Raw genomic sequence first — 26046 nt, 5'->3', positions numbered from 1 at the left:
CGGCGCGGCCTCACCAGCCACCATGCGTGATCTTCAAATCCTTGACTTCGGTTCTTTGAAAAGCTCGCGGAGGAACTGCTGGAGGTCGCTTGCGCCATGGCGGGCCACGAGAGGCCGACTTATGAATGAGAGCCCAGCATGACCGAGCGTGTCAGGCGGCGCGCTGGACTTCGACGCGAGCGCGTTCGATCTGGTCGGCGATGCGTTTGTCCGAGACGGGCAGCGAAGTTTTGAGATCTTGGGCGAAAAGAGAGACGCGGAACTCTTCGATCATCCATTGCAGGCGATCGAGCTCGGGGTGGGTTTCGCCGCGAGGGGCCAGGGTGAGCAGGCGTTGGTAGGCCTGGGTTGCAGGCGTGACCTGGCGCATCAGTTCAGCATCGCGCTTCTGATTGCCGGGGGCTTTGTCGAGGCGGCGAGTCAAGGCGCGGAAATATTTGGGCAAGTGCGGCCACAGGGCGGTCGGCACGCTGGCCGGGAAGTCGCCAGGAACCAGCATTTGTAGCTGAGCTTGCACATCCGAGCGCAGGGCCTGGAAGGCGGGACCCTCGAGAGCCGCGAGTTTCAGACGGGCATTTCGCAGCTCACGAAGCGCCGCGGATGTATGTTCGATCACCCGATCCGTCACGTCGCCGAAGCGAGAACGATGGCGGTCCAGCAGTGCGTCGAATTGCGCCGCCGAGCGAGGCAACCCACCCTCCTCGTTCAAGAAACATTCGACGAAACATTTCTCGGCCAACGCATCGGCAATGGGCCGTGAGTTGTTCAAGCCCTGCGCCAGCAACATCAGCTCGCTGCGCTCCGAACACCGCTTGCGGGCATATTTGAACTGCTCAGGCAGCGCGAGAATGGCAAGCCGAAGCACGCCCGCTCGAAGCATGCCTTCAGCATCGACCAACGTGGCCGCCTCGGCGACCTCGACGGCGTCACCGCGATCTCGCAACGTGGGATACACCGAGAAACGCAAGCCGCGCCGCTGCACCGACTCCTCGACAGCAAGCTCGCCGAAATCCCAACGTCGATGCAGCCCGCCCTGCTGAGCTGGCTTTTGATCGCTCGGCCTGCCCTGGCTCTGCGCCTCTTTCTCCCGGACGACACGTTTGAGCGCGGTAAGATCGCGGCCCTCCGCCAATGTCTTGCCATCGAGATCCGCGACCCGAAAATTCACCCGGAGGTGATCCGGCAAAGGCAGCGAAGCCACCTCCTCGGCCGTCACCGTCGTACCGCCAACGCGAGTGATCCACTCAGCGACCGCGGCATTGAACTCCTTCGCTTCGTCGATCTCGGCCGCTGCGCGTGCAGCGTGCTCGGGCACGGGAACAAACGATTTACGAATCTGCTTCGGCAGACTGCGAAGCATCTGCGTGATGGTCTCGACGCGCCAGCCAGGAATCGGACGAGAGAAGTCGCCGATGACGGCCCCACTCAGCAGCGGCTTCGGCAGAACGACCGTCACGCCGTCGCTCGCCGCGCCGGGCTCGAAACGATACTCCAGCGGCAGCTCATTGCCCGTAACCTCGAGCACCGGCGGAAACTCCTGCGGCGTGATCTCGGAGGCGTCGCGCCGGGTGATATCGGCCATCGTCATGTGCAACTGCTGCGCATGGCCTGGCGTGCGCAGCCACTTCTCCAGCGCCGACACGGAGTTCACCTGCTGCGGCAGCCGCGACAGATAGAAGTCACAAAGCGCCTGCTCGTCGGCAAGAATGTCACGACGACGCACCTTCGCCTCCATGACCTCGACCTGCTGGCGCAACCGGCGATTGTGCTTCAGAAAATCAGCTTTCAGCCGTGAGCGCCCTTCGACCAGAGCCTCGCGCACGAAAATCTCCTGAGCCTCGCGGGGGGAAACATTGCCGAGGTTGATACGACGGCGCGAGGACAAGGTCAGTCCGTACAAAGCCACCGACTCGAACGCCGCCACGAAGCCACGATCTTCGACCCAATGCGGCTCGCTGTAGCTGCGCTTGATCAGATGCGCGCCAGCCGATTCGATCCACTGCGGCTCCACCGCAGCAACCGTCCGGGCATACAGCCGCGTCGTCTCCATCAGGTTCGCAGCCACGACCCACTTTGGCGGCTTGCTCGCCAGAGGCGTGCCCGGCGCAACGACGAAACGTGTGCCGCGAGCACCATCGTACTCACGCTTCTCATCGAGCGCACCGATGTTTCCAAGGAAGCCCGTGAGGATGGCCTGGTGCAGATTGGCGTAATCGGCGGGCGTGGTGTTGGGCTTCAGATCGAGCTCTTTGACCGTCTCGCTGAGCTGGCGATGCAGCTCCTGCCATTCGCGAGCGCGCATGAACGCGATGAAGTTCTCACGACACCACTTGCGCAGCTGGCTGCCGGAACCCGTCGTGGCCTGCGTCGTATAGGCATTCCACAGATTCAGGATGGCGATGAAATCGGAGCGCGGGTCGGCAAACACCGCATGTTTCTGATCGGCCTGCTGTTGAGCATCGGATGGCCGCTCACGCGGATCCTGCGCCGACAGGAACGCGGCGATGATGAGCATCTCGGCGAGACAGCCGTGATGGCTCGCCGCGAGCAGCATGCGCCCAAGACGTGGATCGACAGGCAGCGAGGACAGCTGCCGCCCGAGGCTCGTGACGCGTCGATCGTCATCGACCGCCTTCAACTCCTGCAGCAGTCGGTAGCCATCGTTGATCAGGCGCGTATCGGGCGGATCGACGAACGGGAAGTCTTCCGGTTCGCCCAGCTCCAGGGCCGCCATCTGCAGGATGACGCTGGCCAGATTGGTGCGCAGGATCTCCGGCGGCGTGAACGCCGGCCGCAAATTGAAATCGTCCTCCGCGTACAGCCGGATGCAGATGCCGGGCGCCTCGCGACCGGAACGACCTTTACGCTGATCGGCGCTGGCTTGTGAGATCGGCTCGATGGGCAGGCGCTGCACTTTGCCGCGCACGCTGTAACGACTGATGCGCGCAAGACCCGAGTCGACTACATGCCGAATACCCGGCACCGTCAGCGAAGTCTCCGCGACGTTGGTCGCGAGCACGACACGACGCGCGCCGTGCTTCTCGAAGATCTTCTCCTGATCGCGCGTCGAGAGCCGCGCATACAACGGCAGCACTTCAAGATTGTGCAGGCGAGCTTTGGACAGCGCATCGGCCGCGTCGCGAATTTGTTTCTCGCCCGGCAGGAATACGAGCACGTCGCCGCGATCCACTCTATCCAGCTCTTGAACGGCGGCGACGATGCCTTCGTCCAGCGACAGCTCGTCATCGTCCTCGTCCGTGCCGGTCAGGGGCCGATAACGGACCTCGACCGGATAGCTGCGGCCAGACACTTCGATGATGGGCGCGCCGCCGAAGAACTCAGCGAAGCGCTGCGGATCGATCGTCGCCGATGTGATGACCACGCGCAGCTCGGGCCGCTTCGGCAGCAGCCGCTTCAGCACGCCCAGCAGGAAATCGATGTTGAGACTGCGCTCGTGCGCTTCGTCGATGATCAGCGTGTCGTAACGACGCAGCAGCCGATCGTTCTCGAGCTCACGGAGCAGGATGCCATCGGTCATCAGCTTGATGCGACAGTCCGGGCCGGTGCGATCGTTGAAGCGCACCTGGTAGCCCACTGCGCCACCTACCGTCGTCTGTAACTCTTCGGCGAGGCGATTTGCGATGGCGCGCGCGGCGATACGACGAGGCTGGGTATGACCGATGACACCGAAGGTGCCGAAGCCCGCTTCCATGCAGATCTTGGGCAGCTGCGTGGTTTTGCCCGAGCCGGTCGCGCCGCAGACCACGACGACCTGGTTTGCTTGCAACGCCTTGGCGATCTCTTCGCGATGCGCGCTGATCGGCAGCGCGGGGTCGTACTCGAGGCGCAACGGCAGAGCTTTCAAACGCGCGACAGTCGCAACCGACGCATCGATCGACTGATGTAGGTTGTTGACGGCGCCGTCCGGCTCGGCTGGCGGCGTACGACGCGCGAACAGGCGATCCAACTCCCGCGACAAACGCGGCCTGTCGGCGAATCGCGTGTTCGGAAGCTGATCGCGCAACGCCAGCAGCGCCGCGGTGTAGGAATTGGTCGGGGTACTCATTGGGCAGCCGACTTTTATGCGATTGCCAGGCCCGCTTTCAAGAGCCACCGACGTGATTGAATCGGGTACACGATGTACCCCGCTGCCGATGGTGGCGGCGATCGACAAAAATCACACTGTTTGGCGATCGCGCGCGGGTCGTGACACGCAGTCCAATCCCTCGCTTCGAAGAGTCAGATGGGCGCGATTTTGACCTCGATGCGCGCGCCGCCGAGCGCCGACTGGTCGATATCGATGACGCCGCCATTGAGTTCGACCAGTTCTCGCACCACCGACAAGCCGATGCCCTGGCCGGAGACGCGCTCATCCAGGCGAGCGCCACGCTCCAGGACCTTGGCGCGCGATTCGAGCGGGATGCCCGGGCCGTCGTCTTCAATGACCAGGCGCAGGCCGTCGCGGCGAGCGGCCGGGCTCACCACCCGATCGGCCGTGACACGCACGGTGCTTCGCGCCCACTTGAAGGAATTGTCGAGCAAGTTGCCCGCGATCTCGGTGAGATCTTCGCGATCGCCGTTGAAGGTGCAGCCATCCCCGACGCTCAGCTCGCACGTCAGACGACGCTCGACGTACACCTTCAACAACGCGCCGCGTAATGCATCGAGCGCTTCTCGAACATCGACCGGCGCGGTGCCCAGCCCCGTGCCGCCGGACGCAGCGGCGCGACGCAATTGATATTTGACGATGTCGTCCATGCGCCCGACCTGTTCGTCGAGCTGACGCGCGACGGGCAGCTCGCGCCCTTGTCCGCTGAGCAGATTGCGCATCACCGCCAGAGGCGTCTTGAAACTGTGCGCGAGATTGCCGAGGGTATTTCGATAGCGCGCCAGACGCTCGCGCTCGCTTCGAAGCAGCGCGTTCAAGTTGGTGGTGATGCCCAGCAGCTCACGCGGATAGCCCGTGCCCAGCTCGGTGAGATCGCCCGCTTCAATCGCCTCGATCTCGTGCTCCACACGACGCAGCGGCGCGAGCAAACGTCTCAACAGCACCGCGAACGCGGCCAGCAGCAAGATCATCAACGCGCCGAACCAGCCGAACAGCCGGCCGCGCAGACGATTCAGCTGCGCGTAATACGGATCGAGACTTTCGGCGACGCTGTAGACGAACGGCCGCATCACGCCGTTTCGGAACTGCCACTCGATGCCCATGCTGAGCGACAGCACGGTCGAGCCGTCGGCGCGTTGCAGCTCGCCGAAGCGCCGTTCGCCCACCGCGACTTCTGGGAACACGATGCCCGTCCCGATGACGGACTTCGAGCGCCAGCTCGGCAGCCCGTCATTGCGCAGGATCTCGCCGTACAACCCCGAACCCGGGTGGTCGAAACGCGGTTCGGCGAGCTGGTCGGGCCGCAGCCCGCCGCTCGAGTCCTCTTCCGAGGCCGACAGCAGGGCCAGCACCTGCACCTCCAGCCGATCCTGGATGGCGCGCCGGGCCAGGTCCTGGAACACGAAGTCCAGGGCCAGGATGGTGACGCCAAAGAACAGGATCAGCAGGATGCTGACCGAGACGAGCAGTCGTGTGCTTAACGAACGCGGCTGCATCGTCCTCGCGAATCAGTTCCTCACGCGGCTGCCGTGTCCCGCTGGAGCGCGAAACGATAACCCCGGCCACGCAGCGTCTCGATCGGCTTGATGGTCTCGTCCGGATCGAGCTTGCGGCGCAGACGACCGATGAACACCTCGATGGTGTTGCTGTCGCGGTCGAAGTCCTGGGCGTACAGCCGCTCGGTCAGCTCGCTCTTGGAAATCACTTCGCCCGCCCGGTGGATCAGGTGATCCAGGATGCGGTACTCGAAGCTGGTCAGGTCGACCTTGCGGCCGTTGACCGTGACTTCCTGGGTGCGAGGATCGAGCGACACCGGCCCACAACGCAGCACCGGCTGCGCCCAACCGCCCGAGCGACGCAGTAGCGCCTGCACGCGCGCCAGCAGCTCCTCGAAGTGAAACGGTTTGGCCACGTAGTCGTCGGCACCGGCCTGCAGCCCTTCCACCTTGTCCTGCCAGCGATCGCGCGCCGTCAGGATCAAAATGGGAAAGCTCTTGCCCTCGCCGCGGAGCGTCTTGATCAGCTCCAGCCCGGGCAGCTTGGGCAACCCGAGATCGACGATGGCCAGGTCCAGGGCATATTCCCGCCCGCAGTAGAGTCCTTCTTCGCCATCCGCGGCGGCATCGACCGTGAAGCCGTGCTGCTGCAGCTGTTCGACGATGGATTCACGCAGGGTCTGTTCGTCTTCCACAATTAGAACGCGCATGGATCAGTTCATTGCTCCCGATTCTGCATCCACGCTCACGTTCCACACCTTGCCGTCGGCGCTCAGCAGACGAATGCGATGCACCCGCTTGTCGCCGTTACGAACGGTCTCGGCTCTGACGGCCTTGGCCCGGTAACGACGCTGTACCATCTCGACGGCCTGGTCGAGCGACATGCCCGAGGGCTCGATGCGGTACTCGCGCCGCTGCCGGCGATCGATCAGTTCCTGAGCATTGGCGCTCGGCACCGCCGCGATGAGCGGCAGTAGCAGAACCAACGCAAGGTGCCAGGAAGTGCGCATGGGGTCTAAGTGTACGCACGGCGAGACAGTTGTTCACGTCCCGCCGCACAACCTTTCAAGAAACTCCTGTCGAAGATGGAAATCGTGTGACCGCTCCCCACCTCATTCGGCCACGGCGACAGCCACCCTGACCCGAATGCGTTCACCGGGGTCATACGGCAGGCGGGTCGTGTATTCACGCCCGTGGTACTCGTATGTCACCCGGTACCCGTCAACACGCTCTTCGTACCGTTTCTCATATCGGGTTTCGCAACGCTGAACTATTTCTTCATGGACGGAAGCTGAACGGCGGGCGGCGGCGTCGTAACCGACCGCCGCGCCGATGGTGGCGCCGGCCACGGTGGCCGCATCCCGGCCCCGGCCACTGCCGAACTGATGACCGACCACGCCGCCGATGATGGCGCCGACCAGGGTCCGGCCGCCGACGGCCGGATCGGAAATGTGCGGGCGGGACTCGACGTAGCGCACGTCGTCATAGCACTCGCGGGTGGGGGTTTCGACGCGGACCTGCCGGACGATGGGCTCGACGCGCGTGACGGGCGCGTAGTCGTATCCGGCCGAGGCGCTGCGCTCGTGGCGGGCATAGTGAGGCGGCGTCGCCGAGGCAACACCCGCGAGCAGCAGACCCATGACAGCCATCGAAACCTGAGCGACTTTCATCTTGATCTCTCCAGGAACCCGGCGTGGTTCATGCCGAGCGTGGAAGTCAAGGTAGGTCCGAAGCCATGAATGCTCCCTGAACCCCGTCAGGCAACTTGTTACCAAGTGTATGCAGTGAGCAACAGGTGGCGGCGGCTCAAGAATCGCGCCGTTCCTGGCTTTTACCCTCGTCCCAGAGCTGATCCATCTCCTCCAGGGTGGCCTGCTGGGGCGTCTTGCCCCGAGCCGCAAGGCCGCGTTCGACATAACGGAAGCGACGCTCGAAACTGGCGTTGGTGCGCTTGAGCGCCAGCTCCGGATCGATTTTCAGATAGCGACACACGTTGACCACACAGAACAGCACGTCGCCGAGCTCGGCGGCAAGCCTTTCGTGCTGGCGGCTCTCGTGCTTCGCCCGGGCTTCTTCCGCATCGGCTTGCAGACAGAGGTGCTGACGCACCTCGGCTTTGAATTCCGCGATCTCCTCATCGAGCTTGTCGATGGCGCCGTGCACGTCCGACCATTCGAAGCCGACCTGCGCGGCGCGTTTGCCGAGCTTGTTGGCGCGAGTGAGCGCGGGCAGCGCGAGCGGCACGTCGTCGAGCACGCTTGCGTGTTCGACGCCTGCGCTCTTGTGCGCACGCTCGCGACGCTTCTGCTCTTCCCAGGCGATGGTCTGAGCGTCGGCCGAATCGATCGAAGCATCGCCGAACACGTGCGGATGACGTCGTTCCATCTTGTCGCAGATTGCGTTCACCACGTCATCGAAGTCGAAGGCGCCCTGCTCCTTCGCCATCTGCGAATGAAACACCACCTGGAACAGCAGGTCGCCCAGCTCATCGCGCAGCGATGCGAGATCGTCGCGCTCGATGGCGTCCGCCACTTCATACGCTTCTTCCACCGTGTAGGGCGCGATGGTCTTGAAGCTCTGTTGCAGATCCCACGGACAGCCGCGTTGCGGATCGCGCAAGCGCGCCATGATGTCGAGCAGACGCTGAATGCTGGCCATGTACTTACTCGGGGTGCTTACTCGGTTCGTAGCAAACGATACAGGCTCATCAACATGCCGGCAGTGGCGCCCCAGATGTTGTAATCCCGATAAGGAATATCGAACACCTGCACCGTCACCGCGCCAAGCTCGCGCTGGCGGGAACGATGATTCACCGGATCGAGGATGAACGACAGCGGCACCTCGAACGCCGACTCCACCTCACGGCAGTCGAGGCGCAATTCGAATCCGGGCTGCACGAACGCCACCACCGGCGTCACCCAATATCCCGACAGCACCAGCTGCGGCTCGAGATAGCCGGCGAATGTGATGTGCTGACGCGTGATGCCGATCTCCTCCTCGGTCTCGCGTAGCGCGGCTTCCAACGGATTGAGATCGGTCGGCTCGATGCGCCCGCCCGGGAAGCTGATCTGACCGCCGTGATTTTTCAGATGCGAAGCGCGCTGGGTCAGTAACACGGTGAGGCCGGTGTCGTGCTCCACGAGAGGCACGAGCACCGCGGCCGCAATCGGTGCAGCGGGAAAGTAGGCGCGTATCGATTCGTAGTCCCCGGGAGCGAAGCCCGCGGGAACGGCGTTGGTGGGATCGGGAACCGCGCGCGAGTCCTTCAGCCGCTCTTCGATGAGCCGCCGCAAGGCGATGCGATCGTTCGACATCAACCGCCGCCGCCTTCCACCTTGCCGCCCGGCTTGGTCAGCTCGCGCGGATCGAGATGCTTCGCCAGTTCTTCGGCAGACAGCTGGGTATGCTCGGCGGCTACTTCTTTGATGGGCCGTCCGCTCGCATAGGCTTGCTTGGCGATCCTGGCGCCCGCCTCGTAACCGATGATCGGATTGAGCGCCGTCACCAGAATCGGATTGCGATTCAACGCCTCCTCGATGCGCGGCTGATTCACCGTGAAGCCGGCGAGCGCGGAGTCGCCAAGCGCGCGGGCCGCATTCGACAGCAGATCGATGCTCTGTAACAAGTTGTATGCGATCACCGGCAGCATCACGTTCAGCTGGAAGTTGCCCGACTGGCCGGCGATGGCGACGGTCGCATCGTTGCCCATCACCTGCGCGGCCACCATGGTCACGGCCTCGGGAATCACGGGATTCACCTTGCCTGGCATGATGCTGCTGCCCGGCTGCAACGCCGGCAACGCAATCTCGCCCAGCCCGGCGAGCGGGCCGCTGTTCATCCAGCGCAGATCGTTGGCGATCTTCATCATCGAGACCGCGAGCGTACGCAGCTGGCCCGACAACTCGACCGCTGCATCCTGTGACGACAATGCTTCGAAGTAGTTGTTGCTCGGCTTCAATTCGAGGCCGCTTTTCACAGACAGGTAGCGCGAGGCTCGCAACGCGAAACGCGGATGCGCATTCACTCCCGTCCCCACCGCCGTGCCGCCGAGCGCGATCGCCTGCAACCGCACCCGAGACTCCATGATGCGGGCGCTGCCATGGTCGATCTGAGTGCGCCAGCCGCTCATCTCCTGACCCAAGGTCACCGGCATGGCGTCCATCAGATGGGTCCGGCCGGTCTTCACCACCTCGCCGACCTCGCCGATGCGCCGGCTGATGATCGCCGAGAGATACGCCAATGCGGGCAGCAGGTGCTGCTCCACGCCGAGCAACGCGCTGACATGGATGGCGGTGGGAATCACATCGTTGGAGCTCTGGCTCATATTGACGTGATCGTTGGGATGCACCGTGACGCCGGCGAACTGAGTGGCCAGCCGCGCAATCACCTCGTTGGCATTCATATTGCTGCTGGTGCCGGAGCCGGTCTGAAACACATCGACCGGAAAGTGCCGGTCGTGCCGGCCGTCGGCGACTTCCAGCGCCGCCTTCTGGATGGCCGCGGCGCGCTTGGCGTCCAGGCCGTTGAGCTCGACATTGGCGGTGGCGGCCGCCCACTTGATCAGGCCCAGTGCGCGAATGAAATCGCGCGGCATGCGCAGCCCGCTGATCGGAAAATTTTCCACCGCGCGCTGCGTCTGTGCGCCCCACAGGGCATCGCCCGGCACTTTCAGCTCCCCCAAGCTGTCCCGCTCGATGCGAAAGTCGTCGTTCGCCACAAACACCTCGTCGACAGCGCGCCGGTACGTACGCGCGTACTGAGCTATGATTCTACGATGAACACCAGTCCCTTGAACGCCCCACTCAATGCTATCTCTCCGATCGATGGCCGCTATGCCGACAAAGCGGCGGAGCTGCGACCGCTTTTCAGCGAGCGCGGCCTGATCCGTCAGCGCGTCCGCGTCGAGGCGCTGTGGCTCAAAGCGCTGGCCGCCGAGCCCGGTATCGACGAGCTGCGCGGCCTGCCGGCTGCGGCGCTCACCGTGCTGGATGCGCTGGCCGCCGAGCTGACCGACGCCGAGGCGGCCGAAGTCAAGAAGCTGGAGCGTGAGACCAATCACGATGTGAAGGCCGTCGAGTACTTCGTCAAGTCCCGACTGGACGCCGTGCCCGCCTGGCGCACGCGTCGGGAGTTCGTCCACTTCGCCTGCACCTCGGAAGACATCAACAATCTCAGCTACGCCCTGATGCTCCGGGAGGCGCGCGATCTGGTGTTGCTGCCGCGGATCGATGCCCTCATCGCCCGACTGCGCTCCCTGGCGCATTTGCATGCCGCGACTCCGATGATGTCCCGCACACACGGTCAGCCGGCAACGCCGACCACCTTGGGCAAGGAAGTCGCGAACTTCACCTATCGCTTGCGCGAACAACGCACACGTCTGGCTGCTGTCACCATCAGCGGCAAAATCAACGGCGCGGTGGGCAACTTCAATGCTCACATCGTTGCGTATCCGCAGGTCGATTGGCCGCGACTCGGCCAGCGCTTCGTCGAATCGTTGGGCCTGGCCTGGAATCCTTACACCACGCAGATCGAACCGCACGACTGGATGGCGGAATATTTCGATGCGGTGGCACGCATCAACACCGTGCTGGTGGACCTGTGCCGTGACATGTGGGGCTATATCTCCATCGGCTATTTCCGGCAGCGCGTGGTCGCCGGGGAAACCGGCTCATCGACCATGCCGCACAAAGTGAATCCCATCGATTTCGAAAATGCCGAAGGCAATCTCACCCTGTCGAACTCGATGCTGCGCTATCTGGCGGACAAGCTGCCTGTGTCGCGCTGGCAGCGCGACCTCACCGATTCGACGGTGCTGCGTAATGTCGGCGTGGCGGTCAGTCATGCGTTGATTGCCTGGCGCTCCATCGAGCGCGGCCTGGAGCGGGTCGATGTGGACGCCAATCGTCTGGCCGAAGATCTGGATGCGAATTGGGAATTGCTGGCGGAGCCCATTCAAACGGTGATGCGTCGCTATGGTGTCGAGAACGCCTATGAGCAACTCAAGTCGCTCACTCGCGGCCAGCGCGTCGATGCCGCTTCGTTGCGACAGTTCATTGCGGGATTGGCGCTGCCTGAATCCGCCAAGCAGGCGCTGCTGGAACTATCCCCGGCACGTTACGTTGGCTATGCAGAGCAGTTGGCCAAGCAGGTGTAAGCCGTTCCGACAGGTGCGTCGAATACGACGCGGCATCATCTCTGTGGTCCAATAGCTTGAAAAACATCACGATTTGTTCGTTGAGGATGGCTATACTGCCATTATGACCTTGCGCCCCGACCTGACCGTAGCCGCCGTCGTCGAACGCGACGGCCAGTTCCTGCTCGTGGAAGAGCGCGTCGGCAATCGCATGGTGTTCAATCAGCCCGCGGGACACGTCGAGCGCGGCGAGCAATTCGTCGAGGCGGTGGTCCGCGAGACACTCGAAGAAACCGCCTGGACCTTCCGCCCGCACGCGTTGATCGGCATCTATCTCTGGGAGCAGACCGAAAAACAGCGCAGCTTCCTGCGCGTGGCGTACTCCGGTGAAGTGATTCATCACGATCCGGCCCGACCGCTGGATCGGGGCATCGAACGCGCCGTGTGGCTGGATCGAGATCAGATCGTGGCCCGCTCGGCGCGCCTGCGCAGTCCGATGGTGCTCCGGTGCATCGACGACTATCTGGACGGCGCTCGCTACCCTCTTGATGTGGCCAAACATGTCCTCAAAGATGGGCTGCTCGCTCCGGAAGTGCGCGCCCGCACTTTGGAACATCCGGCCATCAATCGTCTGATCTGATCGGTTTCGTCTGATTCGATTCATCCAGTGACCGCTCCGCTCGTGATCGTCGGCATGTCCGGCGGCGTCGACTCGTCCGTCGCCGCGCATCTGCTGCTGCAGCAGGGTTACGACGTCCAGGGGCTGTTCATGAGCAACTGGGACGAGGACGAAGACGGCTACTGCACCGCTGCCGAGGATTATCAAGACGCCCGTCACGTCTGCGAGCAGCTTGGGATTCCTTTGCACAAGGTTAGCTTCGCCGGCGAGTACCGCGAGCGCGTCTTCAGTTATTTCCTGGACGAGTATCGTCATGGCCGCACGCCGAACCCGGACGTGCTGTGCAATCGTGAGATCAAGTTTGGCGTTTGTTACGACTACGCCCGCCGGCTCGGCGCCGAATGGGTGGCGACCGGACATTACGCGCGCGTCGAGCACGATCCTTCACAGACGCGCGCCAAGCTGTTGCGCGGGCTCGATCCAAACAAAGATCAAAGTTATTTCCTGCACGCGATGCCGGGCGACGCCCTGGCTCGCACGCTGTTTCCGATCGGCGATCTGCAGAAGAGCGAAGTGCGACAGCTGGCGCGCGAACTCACGTTGCCGGTGTTCGACAAGAAAGACAGCACCGGCATCTGTTTCATAGGTGAACGACCTTTCGCGCAGTTTCTGGAAACGTATCTGCCGGCGCAGCCTGGCGACATCGAAACGCTGGACGGCCGCCGTCTCGGCCAGCATCGCGGCCTGATGTACTACACGCTCGGTCAGCGCCAGGGGCTCGGCATCGGGGGGCGTCACGATGCGAACGAGGAGCCCTGGTACGTCGCCGACAAGGATCTCGCACGCAACGTACTGATCGTAGTCCAAGGGCACGATCATCCAGCCATGCAGCGGACCGAAGCCTGGGCCTCGCAACTCGCATGGGTCGCAGGCGAAGCGCCGGCCACTCATTTCGAGTGCACCGCCAAGGTGCGCTATCGCCAGGCGGATCAGTCGTGCAGCGTGGAAGTGTTCGCTGACGGGCGCTGTCATGTCCGGTTCCACCAGCCGCAACGCGCCGTCACGCCAGGTCAGTACGTGGTCTTTTATGTCGGCGAAGTCTGTCTCGGCGGTGGCGTGGTCGACCGCACCGCTTAACCTTTTGCGAAGGGCTCCTATTCCGGCAACGAAATAGCGCCGCGCCAAGAATCGCATGGCAATCCCACGCGAAGCCCCCATAAACAGCTGGCGACCGTTATAATCCCGCCGATTTGTCCCGGGGGTATGAGGGCCTTACCTTCGCGCCACGGGCTAAGAAGCAATGGGGCCGCCCTTGTCGAGGTGGCGCCCCTGGCGCTGCCAGCGCTCGAGCCAGCCGCGCCACTCCCTATCCTCGCGGAGGACGCATGAAAGACTCGTTTAAGGCGCGCACCACGCTCGCTTGCGGCAATCAGAATTTCGAGATCGCCAGCCTTGCAGCCCTGAAAGACCGCAACGTCGCGCGCCTGCCCTACTCGCTCAAAATCCTGTTGGAAAATCTGCTGCGCTTCGAAGACGGCGTCAACGTGACGCGCGATGACGTCGAAGCGCTGATCAACTGGGATCCGAAGGCTGCGCCTTCCTACGAGATTTCTTTCACGCCCAGCCGCGTGATCATGCAGGACTTCACCGGCGTGCCGGCCATCGTCGATCTGGCCGCGATGCGCGAGGCCATGATCAAGCTCGGCGGCAATCCCGACGAAATCAATCCGCTGTCGCCGGCCGAGCTGGTGATCGATCACTCGGTGCAGGTCGACGCCTACGGCTCGGCGCAGGCCCAGGCCGAAAACAATCGCATCGACTTCAGCCGCAACACCGAGCGCTACGCGTTCCTGCGTTGGGGCCAGAGCGCGTTCCAGAATTTCAAAGTGGTGCCGCCGAACACCGGCATCGTGCACCAGGTGAACGTCGAGCATCTGGCTCGCGTCGTGTTCGACACCGAAAAGGAAGGCGTGCGCTGGGCCTACCCGGACACGCTGGTCGGCACCGACTCGCACACCACCATGGTCAACGGCCTCGGAGTCCTGGGCTGGGGCGTGGGCGGCATCGAAGCCGAGGCGGCCATGCTCGGTCAGCCGATCACCATGCTGATTCCGAATGTCATCGGCTTCAAGCTCACCGGCACCTTGCCGGCCGGCTCGACCGCCACCGATCTCGTGCTCACCGTCACTGAAATGCTGCGCAAGAAGGGCGTGGTCGACAAGTTCGTCGAGTTCTTCGGCGACGGCCTCGCCAACCTGCCGCTGGCAGATCGCGCCACCATCGGCAACATGTCGCCGGAATTCGGCAGCACCTGCGCCATCTTCCCGATCGACGAAGAAACATTGCGCTATCTGGAGCTCACCGGCCGCAGCCCCGAGCAGATCGCGCTGGTCAAGGCGTACGCCCAGCACCAGGGCATGTGGCGTAACAATGGCGATCCGCAAGCCGATTACACCGACGTGCTCGAGCTGGATCTGAGCACCGTCGAGCCTTCCCTCGCCGGCCCGAAGCGTCCGCAGGATCGCGTGCCGCTGCGTACCGCAAAGCAGGTCTATACGGCCGCTCACAAGAAGATGGCCGAGGAGCGCGCCGCCAAGAATCCGGGCGCCCAGGGCCTGGCGACGGCGACGGTCGACGGCAGATCGTTCGAAGTCGCCGATGGCGCGGTGCTGATCGCCGCGATCACCAGTTGCACCAACACTTCGAATCCCGCCGTGCTGATCGCTGCTGGCCTGCTCGCTCGCAATGCTCGCAAGCGCGGCCTTACTTCCAAGCCCTGGGTGAAGACCTCGCTCGCCCCCGGCTCGCGCGTGGTGACGGACTATCTCAACAAGGCCGGTCTGAGCGACGATCTCGATGCGCTCGGCTTCTACACCGTCGGCTACGGCTGCACGACCTGCATCGGCAACTCCGGTCCGCTGAAGCCCGAGATCAGCGACGCCGTGAAGGCTGGCGATGTGATCGCCGCGTCGGTGCTGTCCGGCAATCGGAACTTCGAAGGCCGCGTGCATCCGGAAGTGAAGATGAACTTCCTCGCCTCGCCGCCGCTGGTGGTCGCGTACGCGCTCGCCGGCTCCATGACCATCGATCTGACCACTGAGCCGCTGGCCACCGGCAGCGACGGCAAGCCGGTCTATCTCAAGGACATCTGGCCGAGCCCGGCTGAGATCCAGGAGTTCATCGCCAGATCGGTGGACGCGGCGATGTTCAAGAAGAGCTACTCGAGCGTGTTCTCGGGCGACGAGAATTGGAATGCGATCGGCCTGCCGAGCGGCAAGATCTATTCGTGGGACGAGAAGTCCACCTACGTGAAGAACCCGCCGTACTTCGTGGGCATGACCATGAAGCCGGGCGCGGTGGCCGACGTGCGTGGCGCTCGCGCCCTCGCCGTGCTCGGCGACTCGGTGACGACCGACCACATCTCGCCCGCCGGCAACATCTCCAAGACCAGCCCTGCCGCGAAGTACCTGATGTCGCTCGGCGTCGAGCCGAAGGACTTCAACTCGTACGGCGCGCGTCGTGGCAACCATGAAGTGATGATGCGCGGCACGTTTGCGAACATCCGTCTGCGCAACCTGCTGGCGCCGGGCACCGAAGGTGGCGTGACCATCCACGTGCCGAGCGGCGAGCAGATGAGCATCTACGACGCCGCCATGCGCTACAAGCAGGAAGGCACGCCGCTGGTCATCCTGGCCGGCAAGGAGTATGGCACCGGCTCCTCGCGCGACTGGGCAGCCAAGGGCACCATGCTGTTGGGCGTGAAGGCCGTGATCGCCGAGAGCTTCGAGCGCATCCACCGCTCCAACCTGATCGGCATGGGCGTGCTGCCGCTGATGTTCAAGGAAGGTCAGAACGCTGCCTCGCTGGGCCTCACCGGCAAGGAAAGCTTCGAGATCATCGGCCTGAACGGCGGCGCTGCGAAGGTGGTGACCGTGGTCGCCACGCCGCCTACCGGCGCGCCGATCAAGTTCGAAGTGCGTGTGCGTATCGACACGCCGAAGGAGCGCGAGTACTTCCAGCACGGCGGCATCCTGCACTACGTGCTGCGTCAGCTGGCGTCCTCGAGCAAGGCTGCTTAACTCCCCCACCCTGGGGTCTCGCCGTCGTCTGGCGGTGAGACCTCTCGTGGCGCTCTTAAGGAAGTCACATGACCGAGCACGTACGCATCGCATTGGAAGAGGGTGTTCTTCGGCTCACGCTCGCGCGCGCCGACAAGAAGAACGCGTTGACTCAGGCGATGTATGCGGCGCTCGGCAATGCACTGGCTCGCGCCGAGACTGACTCATCGGTTCGGGCCGTGCTGCTCGAAGCGGACGGTGATGCATTCACCGCAGGCAACGACCTCGGCGACTTCGCCGCGGTCGCGGCCGGCAAGCTCGCTCGAGAGGACATGACGACGCATCTGTTCCTGGATGCGCTCGCCACGGCTCGCAAGCCGATCGTGGCTGCGGTTCAGGGACTCGCGGTCGGCATCGGCGTCACCATGCTGTTGCATTGTGATCTGGTGTTCGTCGCCGACGATGCCAAGCTGTCCACCCCTTTCGTGAATCTCGCACTCGTGCCGGAAGCGGCGTCCAGCGCGCTGCTCCAGGCGCGCATCGGTTATGCGCGGGCGTACGCGATGTTTGCTTTGGGTGAGCCCATTGATGGTCGCACGGCCGCCTCGATCGGCCTGGCGAACGCTGCGTTGCCTGCAACTGAGGTGCGGACCAAGGCCCTCGCCGCCGCCAGGCTGCTCGCCACCAAGCCCATGGGCGCTCTGCAAGCCACCAAGCAACTGATGCGCGATGGCGCGGCGATTGCCGCGTTGATGGCGAAGGAAAGTGAAATTTTCGGTGCGCGACTGAAGTCGCCCGAGACGGCCGAGGCGCTACGCGCCTTCGCCGAGCGCCGCCCGCCCGATTTTTCTAAGTTTTCGGGCTGAGGCCGCGCCGATCTCTACATACCCCGGAGGGGCATGTCATCAATAACTCGGCTTGGGCTTTTTCTTGAACGGCTTGCGCGGCGTCGGATGACGCTGCAAACGAATCGGCAGCTGCGGCTCCTCCGGCTCGTCCTCCACCGCCCACTTCTCCTTGAACATCTGAATCGCTTCGCTCTGCACCGCCGCGTGACGGTTCGACAGCATCAGCGAAGACGGCGCGCACACTCGCGCCCGAATCAATCCCAGGTCCGACGCGGCGTCGAACAGGCTGGGATACCAGCTGCGCCAGGTGGGCAGCAGGTCCTCCACTTGCTCTCGCAGGCTGCGGCGATCGGATTTTTCAGGTACGGTGGCGGTCACAGCGACCCCTTTTACCACAAAGTTTTTTCGCGGAACCAATCATGTCGCACGCAGCAAGCCATCTGCAGGGAAGATGTCTATGCGGCGCCGTCACTTATCAGGTGAATGGGCCGTTCAACATGATGATCCATTGCCATTGTTCGATGTGCCGCAAGCACCATGGTTCCGCGTTCGCCACCTTTGTCGGGGCGCCGCTGATGGGCTTCAAGTGGTTGCGCGGCGAAGACCAGATCGTGAGTTATGCGTCCTCGGAAAAAGGCCGACGCTATTTCTGCGCTCACTGCGGCTCGGTCACGCCGACTTTGATCAAAGAGATGGATCTGGCGCTGATTCCCGCGGGCAATCTCGATGGCGATCCGGGCATTCGACCTCAGGGCCACGTGTTCGTCGGCTCCAAGGCGCCGTGGTACACGATCACCGACGACTTGCCTCAACATGAAGAATATCCGCCCGAATTCGGCGTCGGCGGCATTACGCGCCCGGTGGTCGAGCCGCGCGAAGGCGTGGTTCTCGGTAGCTGTCTTTGTAACAGCATCCAATACGAGATCACGGGCAAGCCGCGGCTCGCGGCCAATTGTCATTGCTCTCGTTGCCGTCGCGGACGAAGCGCCGCGCACGCTTCGAATGCGTTTTACAACCTCGATGACTTCCGCTTCACGCGCCAGGAAGTTCCTATCTGCGAATACCGCGTGCCCGACGCAAAATATTTCGGCGTGGCGTTCTGCACGAAGTGCGGCGGCGCCGTGCCTCGTATCTCCAAAGAGCGCAACGCCGTGGTCGTGGCATTTGGGCCCCTGGACACCGATCCAGGGGCCCAACCTTCGATGCACATCTACGTCGCCAACAAAGCCTGCTGGTTCGAGATCACCGACTCTATCCCTCAGTATCAGACGCTTCCTCAGACCTGAGCCGATACCAGTCGACGCGACGCGTGGTGAGCATCACGCCCGCCAGCGCCACAAACAGGATGATCGAACCGAGCAGCAAGCTGTAGTCCTCGGACAGCATCAGCATATAGAGCAGACCGTAAACGAGGGTCATCGCTCCGCCGGCGATCACGCCGCGTTGCGTGCTACGAAGCGCGCCTGCGAGGTACGATCCGATCAAGAGCACCAGCGCGGCGGCGGCCACCACATAGGCAAGCGCGAACGCAATGTGCTCCGACAGCGCGATCAGCAACAAATAAAACATGCTGAGCGCGAGGCCCACCAGCAGGTACTGCAGCGGATGCAGTCGATTGCGCGTCACCTGCTCCCACGCGAAGAACGTCAGGAACGTGAGTGCAATGAACAGCACCGCATATTTCACAGCGCGCTCGCCGCGTTGATAGATATCGACGGGCTGAAACAAACTCACGCCGAACGCCGACTGCATCAGCGTGGCTTCCTTCACCTCGTCCTCGTGCCACACCTGGCCATAGGAGCGATTCAACTCGAGCACTTGCCAGCGAGCTTGAAAACCCCGATCGCTGATGTTGCGCTCGACCGGCAGAAACGCACCCTGAAACGAAGGATGCGGCCAGTCCGAGTTCAAGCTCACCGTAGTGACGCTGCCCAGGGGCAGGATGGAGACTGCGCGGCTGCCGGCGATGATGGTCGCAAGATCGAACGCGGCGCTCGCCCTCTGATGCAGCTGAGTCAGATCGACGAGTGCTTCGATGCCGCCATGCAGACCGGGCGTCGCCGGGCCGAGTTTCATCGGCTGTCCGGCAAAATTCGCGTGCCGAATCTCCCGCAGGCTGCGCACCGATGAGATCGGCAATCGCAGCCGGCTCTGCGACCAAAGATAGGTGACGTCGGACTGTTCGGCGTGCGCCCGCAATGTCGACAAATCGAACTCGCCTTGCAGACGCAGTGTCGACAGAAACACCGGCACGGCGTAGATGCCTACATGCCGCGGCTGTGGCTCGAGCTTCACATCCACGTCGGCCGAGAGCGTAGCTGGCAGCAGATAAACATCTCTGCGCATCAGGCGCTCCTTGTCGTCAACGATCACCCTGCGCTCGGTAGGCACCACGAGCATCGGGCCGCCGGCTGTCAACTCGCCGCCCCATCCTTCCGCCACGCGCTGATACGCCTGCTCGCGCAGCCCGGCGCGCTCGGTGACGACGCCTCTAAGCATCGTCAGCGGAATCAGCAGCACCAACACGATCACGCCGATCAACGCGGCCTTGGCCGTGACCGACCCCAAGATTTGCATAGCCCTCACTCCCATGTAGTTGCTTCACTGCTTACACTGGCGGGGAGCGTGGCTCGGCCGGCGGGCAATCCGCCGACGCAATTCAGGCGAATTGTGGCGGGCCGGAGCGTACTTACGGCGATGTAATGGCCGCCGCGAAACTCCGGTCTCCTGCACGAGTCTTTAGGTATTGGCAATGCGCCGGCGTTGGCTGGCCGCGAGGCAACCATGTTGATCCGACGTTTCCGCCCCGGCGACAGCGCCGACATCCGTCCTTCGGAAATCACTTCGGAGAGCGTGTATTTGAATCGCCGCAAGCTGCTGCAGGCGGCGCTCGCGACGGGCGTTACGGGCATCGGTGCGGCCTGGACGCACGATGCGGCGGCAGTCACAGACTTGAAAGCTCAGCGCAACGCCAAGTACAGCCTCAGCGATCCGCCCAACAGTTACGAAGACATCACCACCTACAACAATTTCTACGAGTTCGGCTTGGACAAAGGCGCGCCCGCGGCCAACTCGGGCCGATTCAAGCCCGCGCCGTGGACCGTGACCGTCAAGGGCGAGGCCGAGAACACCGGCACCTTCGCCTTCGAGGACCTGATCAAACCGCATCCCATCGAGGAGCGCGTCTATCGCTTGCGCTGTGTGGAAGCATGGTCGATGGTGATCCCGTGGGACGGCGTGCCGCTCGCCGCCGCGCTCAAACAATTCAAGCCCACGTCCAAGGCGAAGTATGTCGCGTTCAAGACGGTGTATCGCCCCGATGAGATGCCAGGACAGCGAGGCCGATCGCTGCAATGGCCGTACGTCGAAGGTCTGCGCATCGACGAGGCCATGCACCCGCTGTCATTCCTCGCGATCGGTCTTTACGGCAGGACCCTGCCGAATCAGAACGGCGCGCCGCTGCGCCTCGTCACTCCTTGGAAATACGGTTTCAAAGGCATCAAGTCCATCGTCGAGATCAACTTCACCCAGAAGCAGCCGCCGACGACTTGGAATATCTCGGCGCCGCACGAATATGGCTTCTATGCCAACGTGAATCCCAAGGTCGATCATCCGCGCTGGAGCCAGGCGCGTGAGCGGAAGATCGGCAGCGGCTTGTTCGGCTCGCGCGTGCCGACCTTGATGTTCAACGGCTATGAGCAGGAAGTCGCGTCGCTGTACCGAGGCATGGACTTGAAGAAGTACTACTGAGCGCGAGCGATTCGATGCCCTCGCCCACCGTCATCCGTCGCGTCTTCAAGCCTGCACTTTTCGTGCTCTGCGCTGTGCCGCTGCTGTCAGTGGTGTGGGCGGCATTCGAAATCGGCGGCGCGAGTTTGGGCACGAATCCTGTCGAAAAGATCCAGGATACGTTCGGTCAATGGGGACTGCGCCTGCTGGTGATCACGCTGGCGGTGACGCCGCTGCGCGATTGGTTCGGGCTGCCCTGGCTGGTGCAGCTACGACGCATGCTGGGGCTGTTTGCATTCTTCTATGTGGTCATGCATTTCCTGACCTGGCTGCTGCTCGATCAGGGCCTGTACTGGTCCGGCATTCTCGAGGACATTGCCAAGCGTCCCTTCATCACCATCGGCTTCACCGCGCTGCTGCTGCTCGTGCCGCTCGCCGTGACCTCAACCAACAAGATGATGCGGCGGCTGGGCAAACGCTGGAAATCGCTGCATCGATCGATCTACGTGATCTGCCTGCTCGCGGTCTGGCACTACTACTGGCAAGTGAAGGCCGACACCACCGAGCCGCTCATCTATCTCGCCATCGTGCTCGTGCTGCTCGGCTGGCGCGCGTGGCAGGCCCGCCCCGGGCGAGCACGCACCGTTTTGAGCCGCCCGGTATCGAATCCCGAGAAACATAATCTTGCCGCGAACGTCACTGGAAATGTTTCCGACAATCCTTGATCGGATTGCAAAATAATCCGACACGCTCAAACACTTACGAAATCGCCGGCCGCTGGGTAGACTCCTCAACAAACGAGGGGGAGTCGGAATGTTACGCGTCGTCGAAACTCAGTGCGCCCAGTGCCGCACTGCCACGTCAGAAACAGTGCTTGCCGACCGATTGATTCGCACGCTCCCCGAGAACGAAGTCTTTGGCGGCAAGCTGCGCATCGTCGAATGCAACGAGTGCGGCCTGCGTTATCTTAATCCCACCCCCGACGTGCGCGACCTCGGCCATATCTACGACTATGACGTGTACGAGGACTCCACCAATAACAATCCGGTGCTGATGGAGCATTTCTATCGCACCCTCACCCGGTATGTTCCCAAGCCGCAGCGGCTGATCGAAATCGGCTGCGGCACCGGGGATTTTCTGGCCTGGCTGCAAAGCCAGGGCATCCCCAACGTCGAGGGCGTCGAGTTCGCCGACTCCGCCAATCGGGTCAAATACAATGGGCCGTTGCACGTAGGGCGCATGGAAGATATCGATCTACCCGACGCGTCCTACGACGTCGTGCTGCTCCTCAATGTCATCGAGCATCTTTCGGATCCGCAGGCCGTGCTGGTGAAGATCCGCCGCATGTTGAAGCCCGGCGGCGTACTGCTGCTACGGCATCCGAACTCGGATTTGTTTTTCTTCAAGCCGTACTGGCTGTGCGTGGAAGTGCCGAAGTACCTGATGCATCGCCGGCTGATGAAACGCGGCAAGCGCACCGGGTTCACCATCGCCGGTTTCCAGAACCAACACCTGTTTTATTTCCATCGTCGAGCGATCACCAGGATGCTGAACTCGGCGGGATTGCATATGCAGCACTTCTCCACCACCGATCCCTACAACCGTCTGCGTATCGGCAAGTCGCTCAAGAAGGGCAAGCCGATCGAAGCTGGCATCGCCGGCGTCCGCCACGTGCTGGGCAGCATCGGCCTCGGTCCCGAATGCCTCTCGGTCGCCACGCCCCAGCAGTAGGACGGTCCTTTTACATCGACGTCCGAATGGTCCAAAGCTCGGGGAAGAACCGCAGCTCGAGCGCCTTGTTCAAATAAGAAACACCGCCCGTCCCGCCCGTGCCCCGCTTGTAGCCAATGATCCGCTCGACAGTCTTCATGTGACTGAAGCGCCACAACTGGAATTTGTGATCGAGATCGACCAGCTTCTCCGCCAGATCGTAAAGATCCCAGTTGTCCTCGACGCTGTGATACACCGCCAGCCACGCAGCGGCGACCTGCTTGCTCGGCTGATACGGCTGTGACCAGTCACGATCCAAATATTCCTGCGGGATCTCGAAGCCGCGACGACTCAGCAAACGCAGTGTCTCGTCATAGATGCTCGGGCTGTGCAACGCCCGCTGCAACTCGTCGTAGGATGCCGCGTCACGACGATGCACCTCGATGGCGTCCGCGTTCTTGTTGCCGATGATGAACTCCAGCGTCCGGTACTGCACCGACTGGAATCCCGACGCGCGCCCCAGCTGATTGCGAAACAGCGAATATTCCGCCGGCGTCATGGTCGCGAGCACATCCCAGGACTGCACCAGCTGCTGCTGGATTCGCGACACGCGCGCCAGCATCTTGAAGGACGGCCCGAGGTCATCGCGCCGGATGTGCTCGCGAGCCGCGGTGAGCTCGTGCAGACACAGCTTCATCCACAGCTCCGAGGCCTGATGAATGATGATGAACAGCATCTCGTCGTGCTCGAACGAGACCGGCCGCTGCGCACTCAGGATCTGGCTCAACCCGAGGTATTCGCCGTAACTCTGCGATTCGCCAAGGTCCCAATGGACCTGCTCGTCGGAAAAATCGACCGGGCGGCGGTTGGGCTCAGGCGCGGGAGGGTTTGGATTGCTCATGCCCCATTCTACTCGAACCCCCAGAGGCCCGGGCTACTCGAACATCCAGGCCGGCACCGCCTGCCAGCCTCGCAGCAGCTCTCGATCCAAGCGCCGATAGTCAGGCTCGTGATGCTCCACCAGCGCCCAGAAGCGCGGCGAATGATTCATATGCCGGGTGTGGCACAGCTCGTGAACGAACAGATATCGCACCACTGCCGGCTCCAGAAACATCAGACACACATTGAGACTGATGGTGCCGGTGGCCGAACAGCTGCCCCAGCGCGTGCGCTGACGACGAACTTGTATACGACTGAAGCTCAATCCCAGCTGGCGCGCCACCATGCCCAACTGCTTGCCCAACTCGTCGTAGGCCAGGTCGGACAGCCACTGACGCAGGGCGGTGCCGATCGCCGCCTCGTCGTGGATGGGGCCGAAGATCTTCAGCACGTCGTTGTCGAACAGTTGCGGCCGGATCGAGGTGGAGCGCGTGTGCTCATATTCGACTTTGAACTGGCGCCCGAGGGCCGGCACACGAATCTCGGTGGGGGGACCCGCGTGGAGCGGTACGCCCACCGCACTCAAATCTTCGACGCGCCGGGAAATCCATTGGCTGTGCGTGCCGACGAAACGTTGCACGGTGGTCGGCGGCACGCCAGGAGGCACGACCACCTCGACTCGCCCCCCGGGATACACACGCACCGACATGCGCCGCGCACGACGACTCACGCGCACGGTCCAGCGCTCGGACGAGTCACGCGATTCAAACAGCTGCAGTTGTGCGGACATGAATCGGGACGACAACTCGACTATCGGGACCGGACCATCACTTCGGACGATTGGCCGCCGTCTGCAAGAGCTTCTGCGCCTCTCGATAGTCTGGCGCAAGCACCAACGCTCTTTCCAGCACATCGCGCGCCGCGACCATCTCGCCGCGCTTGACGTAGCTTTGGCCCAACATCAGCAGCGCTTCAGCGTGGCCCCAGTCCGGCTTGCCGGGCTGGGATGGCGGCGCGGCCTCGAATCTCGCCACCACCTTCCGCCAGCGATCGAGCGCGGCCGGATCGCCCTCCACGTCCGGAATGCACAAGGCTTGGATGAACTGAACGCGGGGATTGTCGGCGCCCAGGGTCAACGCCGTGCGCATGGATTTACTACGCGTACAGGCCGACGAGCCGTTTCTGGCCGGCCCTGGCGAGAAGGTGTCGCATACCGCCTCGATGGCATAGATGTCGGCGATTCGGGAATCTTTGCTGATCGCCTCGCGCGCATGCTGAACGCAGCTCTTCGCCGCCTTGCCCGCGGTCGTCTTGCTCGAGGAGCGTGCGCGCTCGCCCTGAGGATTGCCCAGGAGCTCCGCGAGCTTCCAATTGCCATACGCGAGCTGATACGACTTGGCCGCAATCAATCCGGCGTCGGCCTCGAATTCGGCCAGCTCGCCGAGCACTTCTTCGAGCGCGCGGCTGTCGCCGGTGTAAAACGCAAACTGCAGCCGCGCCACTGCATCGTCGAACTCGGCAGTGGATTGGGCGCCCGCGGACACCGCCGCAAGCCCCAACAGCAGCAGTAAGCGGCGGAGCCATGCACTACAATTCATGGCTGGAAGATAGCACAGACGTACACGATGACGATTGATCCAGCTCGACATTCCAGCACTTCGCCACCAGCGCTGCTGGACATCGGCATCAACCTGGCTCACGACAGCTTCGATCCCGACCGCGACGCCGTCATCGAGCGCGCTCGCGATGTCGGCGTGACGCGCATGGTGATCACGGGAAGTTCGCTCGATAGCACGCATGCCGCCATCGATCTCGTGCAGCGTTATCCCGAGCAGATGCGTTGCACGGCGGGCGTCCATCCCCATCACGCGGTCGATCTCGATTCAGCGCAATTGCAAGCGTTTGGCGAACTGGCGCGACGCCCCGAGGTGGTCGCGGTGGGCGAATGCGGTCTGGATTATTTCCGCAACTTCTCGCCGCATGCTGCGCAGACCAAAGCGTTCGAAGAGCAGCTGGAATTGGCGGCTGACGTGCGCAAGCCGGTTTTTCTGCATCAACGCGATGCGCACCAAGATTTCATGACCATCATGCGCAAGCATCGCGCGCAACTGGCGGGCGGCGTCGCACATTGCTTCACCGCCGGGCTGGAGGAAGCCCGCGCCTATCTCGATCTGGACTTGTATATCGGCATCACCGGCTGGATCTGCGACGAACGGCGCGGTCATCATTTGCGCGAGGTCGTGCGACACATACCGGCCGAGCGGCTGCTGATCGAAACCGACGGACCTTATCTGCTTCCGCGCGACCTGCACCCCAAGCCACAAAGCCGTCGCAACGAGCCCATGTATCTTCCGCATGTGCTGGCCGCCATTGCCAAGGCGCGCGGCGAAACGGTGGAAATGCTGGCGGAAATCACCACGGCGAATGCGTTACGTCTGTTCAACTGGCAAACTGCCTGACCCGAAC

23 protein-coding genes are annotated in these 26046 nt (G+C 62.9%); 10 read left to right on the top strand and 13 right to left on the bottom strand.

The window, feature by feature from the left end; translation table 11 throughout:
• Positions 1-151 precede the first annotated feature (151 nt).
• The 8 genes from hrpA to JM946_RS12280 form a co-directional block, all read right to left on the bottom strand.
• Positions 152-4066, bottom strand: a complete 3915-nt coding sequence (gene hrpA / locus JM946_RS12315) for an ATP-dependent RNA helicase HrpA (RefSeq protein ID WP_203167580.1) — start codon at positions 4064-4066, stop codon at positions 152-154.
• A gap of 173 nt (positions 4067-4239) precedes the next feature.
• Positions 4240-5604 (bottom strand): ATP-binding protein, encoded by a 1365-nt coding sequence (locus JM946_RS12310; protein WP_203167579.1) that lies wholly within the window; start codon positions 5602-5604, stop codon positions 4240-4242.
• 20 nt (positions 5605-5624) lie between these two features.
• A complete protein-coding gene (locus JM946_RS12305) occupies positions 5625-6314 on the bottom strand; it encodes a response regulator transcription factor (protein WP_203167578.1) in 690 nt (229 codons plus the stop codon).
• A gap of 3 nt (positions 6315-6317) precedes the next feature.
• Entirely contained in the window at positions 6318-6614 is a 297-nt protein-coding gene (locus JM946_RS12300) for a PepSY domain-containing protein (RefSeq protein ID WP_203167577.1), read from the bottom strand.
• A gap of 102 nt (positions 6615-6716) precedes the next feature.
• Complete coding sequence (locus JM946_RS12295; protein ID WP_203167576.1) at positions 6717-7274, bottom strand: glycine zipper 2TM domain-containing protein; 558 nt, start codon at positions 7272-7274, stop codon at positions 6717-6719.
• 136 nt (positions 7275-7410) lie between these two features.
• Positions 7411-8262 carry a nucleoside triphosphate pyrophosphohydrolase gene (gene mazG / locus JM946_RS12290; RefSeq protein WP_203167575.1) on the bottom strand — a complete coding sequence of 284 codons (852 nt, stop codon included), beginning with the start codon at positions 8260-8262 and terminating at the stop codon, positions 7411-7413.
• Positions 8263-8279: 17 nt separating this feature from the next.
• On the bottom strand, positions 8280-8918 hold the full coding sequence (locus tag JM946_RS12285; RefSeq protein WP_203167574.1) for an NUDIX hydrolase: 639 nt from the start codon (positions 8916-8918) through the stop codon (positions 8280-8282).
• The gene (locus JM946_RS12280) at positions 8918-10321 is read right to left on the bottom strand and encodes a class II fumarate hydratase (protein WP_203167573.1); all 1404 of its coding nucleotides are present in this window, start codon (positions 10319-10321) and stop codon (positions 8918-8920) included. The genes JM946_RS12285 and JM946_RS12280 overlap by 1 nt, the downstream gene beginning before the upstream one ends.
• 57 nt (positions 10322-10378) lie before the next feature.
• Between JM946_RS12280 and purB the strand changes: the two genes are divergently transcribed.
• From purB to JM946_RS12255, 5 genes are all read left to right on the top strand, one after another.
• The gene (gene purB, locus JM946_RS12275; protein ID WP_203167572.1) at positions 10379-11758 is read left to right on the top strand and encodes an adenylosuccinate lyase; all 1380 of its coding nucleotides are present in this window, start codon (positions 10379-10381) and stop codon (positions 11756-11758) included.
• A 103-nt stretch (positions 11759-11861) separates the two neighbouring features.
• Entirely contained in the window at positions 11862-12377 is a 516-nt protein-coding gene (locus JM946_RS12270) for an NUDIX hydrolase (protein WP_203167571.1), read from the top strand.
• A gap of 27 nt (positions 12378-12404) precedes the next feature.
• Complete coding sequence (gene mnmA / locus JM946_RS12265; RefSeq protein ID WP_203167570.1) at positions 12405-13493, top strand: tRNA 2-thiouridine(34) synthase MnmA; 1089 nt, start codon at positions 12405-12407, stop codon at positions 13491-13493.
• 248 nt (positions 13494-13741) lie between these two features.
• Entirely contained in the window at positions 13742-16435 is a 2694-nt protein-coding gene (gene acnA / locus JM946_RS12260; protein WP_203167569.1) for an aconitate hydratase AcnA, read from the top strand.
• A 68-nt stretch (positions 16436-16503) separates the two neighbouring features.
• Positions 16504-17280, top strand: a complete 777-nt coding sequence (locus tag JM946_RS12255) for an enoyl-CoA hydratase-related protein (RefSeq protein WP_203167568.1) — start codon at positions 16504-16506, stop codon at positions 17278-17280.
• Positions 17281-17319: 39 nt separating this feature from the next.
• Here JM946_RS12255 and JM946_RS12250 read toward each other — a convergent pair whose 3' ends face one another.
• Positions 17320-17640: a hypothetical protein gene (locus tag JM946_RS12250; protein ID WP_203167567.1), complete on the bottom strand. Its 321-nt coding sequence runs from the start codon at positions 17638-17640 to the stop codon at positions 17320-17322.
• Positions 17641-17681: 41 nt separating this feature from the next.
• Between JM946_RS12250 and JM946_RS12245 the strand changes: the two genes are divergently transcribed.
• The gene (locus tag JM946_RS12245) at positions 17682-18548 is read left to right on the top strand and encodes a GFA family protein (RefSeq protein WP_203167566.1); all 867 of its coding nucleotides are present in this window, start codon (positions 17682-17684) and stop codon (positions 18546-18548) included.
• Here JM946_RS12245 and creD read toward each other — a convergent pair.
• On the bottom strand, positions 18514-19839 hold the full coding sequence (gene creD, locus JM946_RS12240; RefSeq protein WP_203167565.1) for a cell envelope integrity protein CreD: 1326 nt from the start codon (positions 19837-19839) through the stop codon (positions 18514-18516). The two genes, JM946_RS12245 and creD, sit on opposite strands and share 35 nt — an antisense overlap.
• 207 nt (positions 19840-20046) lie before the next feature.
• On the opposite strand from creD, the gene msrP reads away from it, so the two are divergent.
• The 3 genes from msrP to JM946_RS12225 all read left to right on the top strand — a co-directional run bounded on the left by msrP (position 20047) and on the right by JM946_RS12225 (position 22722).
• Complete coding sequence (gene msrP / locus JM946_RS12235; RefSeq protein ID WP_203167564.1) at positions 20047-21012, top strand: protein-methionine-sulfoxide reductase catalytic subunit MsrP; 966 nt, start codon at positions 20047-20049, stop codon at positions 21010-21012.
• A gap of 14 nt (positions 21013-21026) precedes the next feature.
• Positions 21027-21716 (top strand): protein-methionine-sulfoxide reductase heme-binding subunit MsrQ, encoded by a 690-nt coding sequence (locus tag JM946_RS12230; protein ID WP_203167563.1) that lies wholly within the window; start codon positions 21027-21029, stop codon positions 21714-21716.
• 88 nt (positions 21717-21804) lie between these two features.
• Positions 21805-22722 (top strand): class I SAM-dependent methyltransferase, encoded by a 918-nt coding sequence (locus JM946_RS12225; protein ID WP_203167562.1) that lies wholly within the window; start codon positions 21805-21807, stop codon positions 22720-22722.
• A 10-nt stretch (positions 22723-22732) separates the two neighbouring features.
• On the opposite strand, the gene kynA is transcribed toward JM946_RS12225, so the two are convergent.
• From kynA to JM946_RS12210, 3 genes are read right to left on the bottom strand one after another with little or no spacing between them, the layout of a single operon-like run.
• Positions 22733-23602: a tryptophan 2,3-dioxygenase gene (kynA, locus tag JM946_RS12220; protein WP_203167561.1), complete on the bottom strand. Its 870-nt coding sequence runs from the start codon at positions 23600-23602 to the stop codon at positions 22733-22735.
• Between the two features lie 33 nt (positions 23603-23635).
• A complete protein-coding gene (locus tag JM946_RS12215; protein ID WP_203167560.1) occupies positions 23636-24370 on the bottom strand; it encodes a M48 family metallopeptidase in 735 nt (244 codons plus the stop codon).
• 37 nt (positions 24371-24407) lie between these two features.
• Positions 24408-25178, bottom strand: a complete 771-nt coding sequence (locus tag JM946_RS12210) for a tetratricopeptide repeat protein (protein ID WP_203167559.1) — start codon at positions 25176-25178, stop codon at positions 24408-24410.
• Between the two features lie 27 nt (positions 25179-25205).
• Between JM946_RS12210 and JM946_RS12205 the strand changes: the two genes are divergently transcribed.
• A complete protein-coding gene (locus JM946_RS12205; RefSeq protein ID WP_203167558.1) occupies positions 25206-26039 on the top strand; it encodes a TatD family hydrolase in 834 nt (277 codons plus the stop codon).
• Positions 26040-26046 lie beyond the last annotated feature (7 nt).

Source organism: Steroidobacter gossypii (assembly GCF_016801985.1).
Lineage (GTDB): Bacteria > Pseudomonadota > Gammaproteobacteria > Steroidobacterales > Steroidobacteraceae > Steroidobacter > Steroidobacter gossypii.
This window is presented reverse-complemented; position numbering and strand designations above follow the sequence as displayed.

Excerpts from the sequence above, each read along its gene's own strand:
- JM946_RS12270 (WP_203167571.1), top strand. The coding sequence starts at position 11,862 with ATGACCTTGCGCCCCGACCTGACCGTAGCCGCCGTCGTCGAACGCGAC.
- JM946_RS12230 (WP_203167563.1), top strand. The coding sequence starts at position 21,027 with ATGCCCTCGCCCACCGTCATCCGTCGCGTCTTCAAGCCTGCACTTTTC.
- creD (WP_203167565.1), bottom strand. The coding sequence starts at position 19,839 with ATGCAAATCTTGGGGTCGGTCACGGCCAAGGCCGCGTTGATCGGCGTG.
- JM946_RS12215 (WP_203167560.1), bottom strand. The coding sequence starts at position 24,370 with ATGTCCGCACAACTGCAGCTGTTTGAATCGCGTGACTCGTCCGAGCGC.
- JM946_RS12205 (WP_203167558.1), top strand. The coding sequence starts at position 25,206 with ATGACGATTGATCCAGCTCGACATTCCAGCACTTCGCCACCAGCGCTG.
- kynA (WP_203167561.1), bottom strand. The coding sequence starts at position 23,602 with ATGAGCAATCCAAACCCTCCCGCGCCTGAGCCCAACCGCCGCCCGGTC.
- JM946_RS12255 (WP_203167568.1), top strand. The coding sequence starts at position 16,504 with ATGACCGAGCACGTACGCATCGCATTGGAAGAGGGTGTTCTTCGGCTC.
- JM946_RS12210 (WP_203167559.1), bottom strand. The coding sequence starts at position 25,178 with ATGAATTGTAGTGCATGGCTCCGCCGCTTACTGCTGCTGTTGGGGCTT.
- JM946_RS12295 (WP_203167576.1), bottom strand. The coding sequence starts at position 7,274 with ATGAAAGTCGCTCAGGTTTCGATGGCTGTCATGGGTCTGCTGCTCGCG.
- JM946_RS12285 (WP_203167574.1), bottom strand. The coding sequence starts at position 8,918 with ATGTCGAACGATCGCATCGCCTTGCGGCGGCTCATCGAAGAGCGGCTG.
- msrP (WP_203167564.1), top strand. The coding sequence starts at position 20,047 with ATGTTGATCCGACGTTTCCGCCCCGGCGACAGCGCCGACATCCGTCCT.
- JM946_RS12305 (WP_203167578.1), bottom strand. The coding sequence starts at position 6,314 with ATGCGCGTTCTAATTGTGGAAGACGAACAGACCCTGCGTGAATCCATC.
- acnA (WP_203167569.1), top strand. The coding sequence starts at position 13,742 with ATGAAAGACTCGTTTAAGGCGCGCACCACGCTCGCTTGCGGCAATCAG.
- hrpA (WP_203167580.1), bottom strand. The coding sequence starts at position 4,066 with ATGAGTACCCCGACCAATTCCTACACCGCGGCGCTGCTGGCGTTGCGC.
- purB (WP_203167572.1), top strand. The coding sequence starts at position 10,379 with ATGAACACCAGTCCCTTGAACGCCCCACTCAATGCTATCTCTCCGATC.
- JM946_RS12310 (WP_203167579.1), bottom strand. The coding sequence starts at position 5,604 with ATGCAGCCGCGTTCGTTAAGCACACGACTGCTCGTCTCGGTCAGCATC.
- JM946_RS12225 (WP_203167562.1), top strand. The coding sequence starts at position 21,805 with ATGTTACGCGTCGTCGAAACTCAGTGCGCCCAGTGCCGCACTGCCACG.
- JM946_RS12245 (WP_203167566.1), top strand. The coding sequence starts at position 17,682 with ATGTCGCACGCAGCAAGCCATCTGCAGGGAAGATGTCTATGCGGCGCC.
- JM946_RS12300 (WP_203167577.1), bottom strand. The coding sequence starts at position 6,614 with ATGCGCACTTCCTGGCACCTTGCGTTGGTTCTGCTACTGCCGCTCATC.
- mazG (WP_203167575.1), bottom strand. The coding sequence starts at position 8,262 with ATGGCCAGCATTCAGCGTCTGCTCGACATCATGGCGCGCTTGCGCGAT.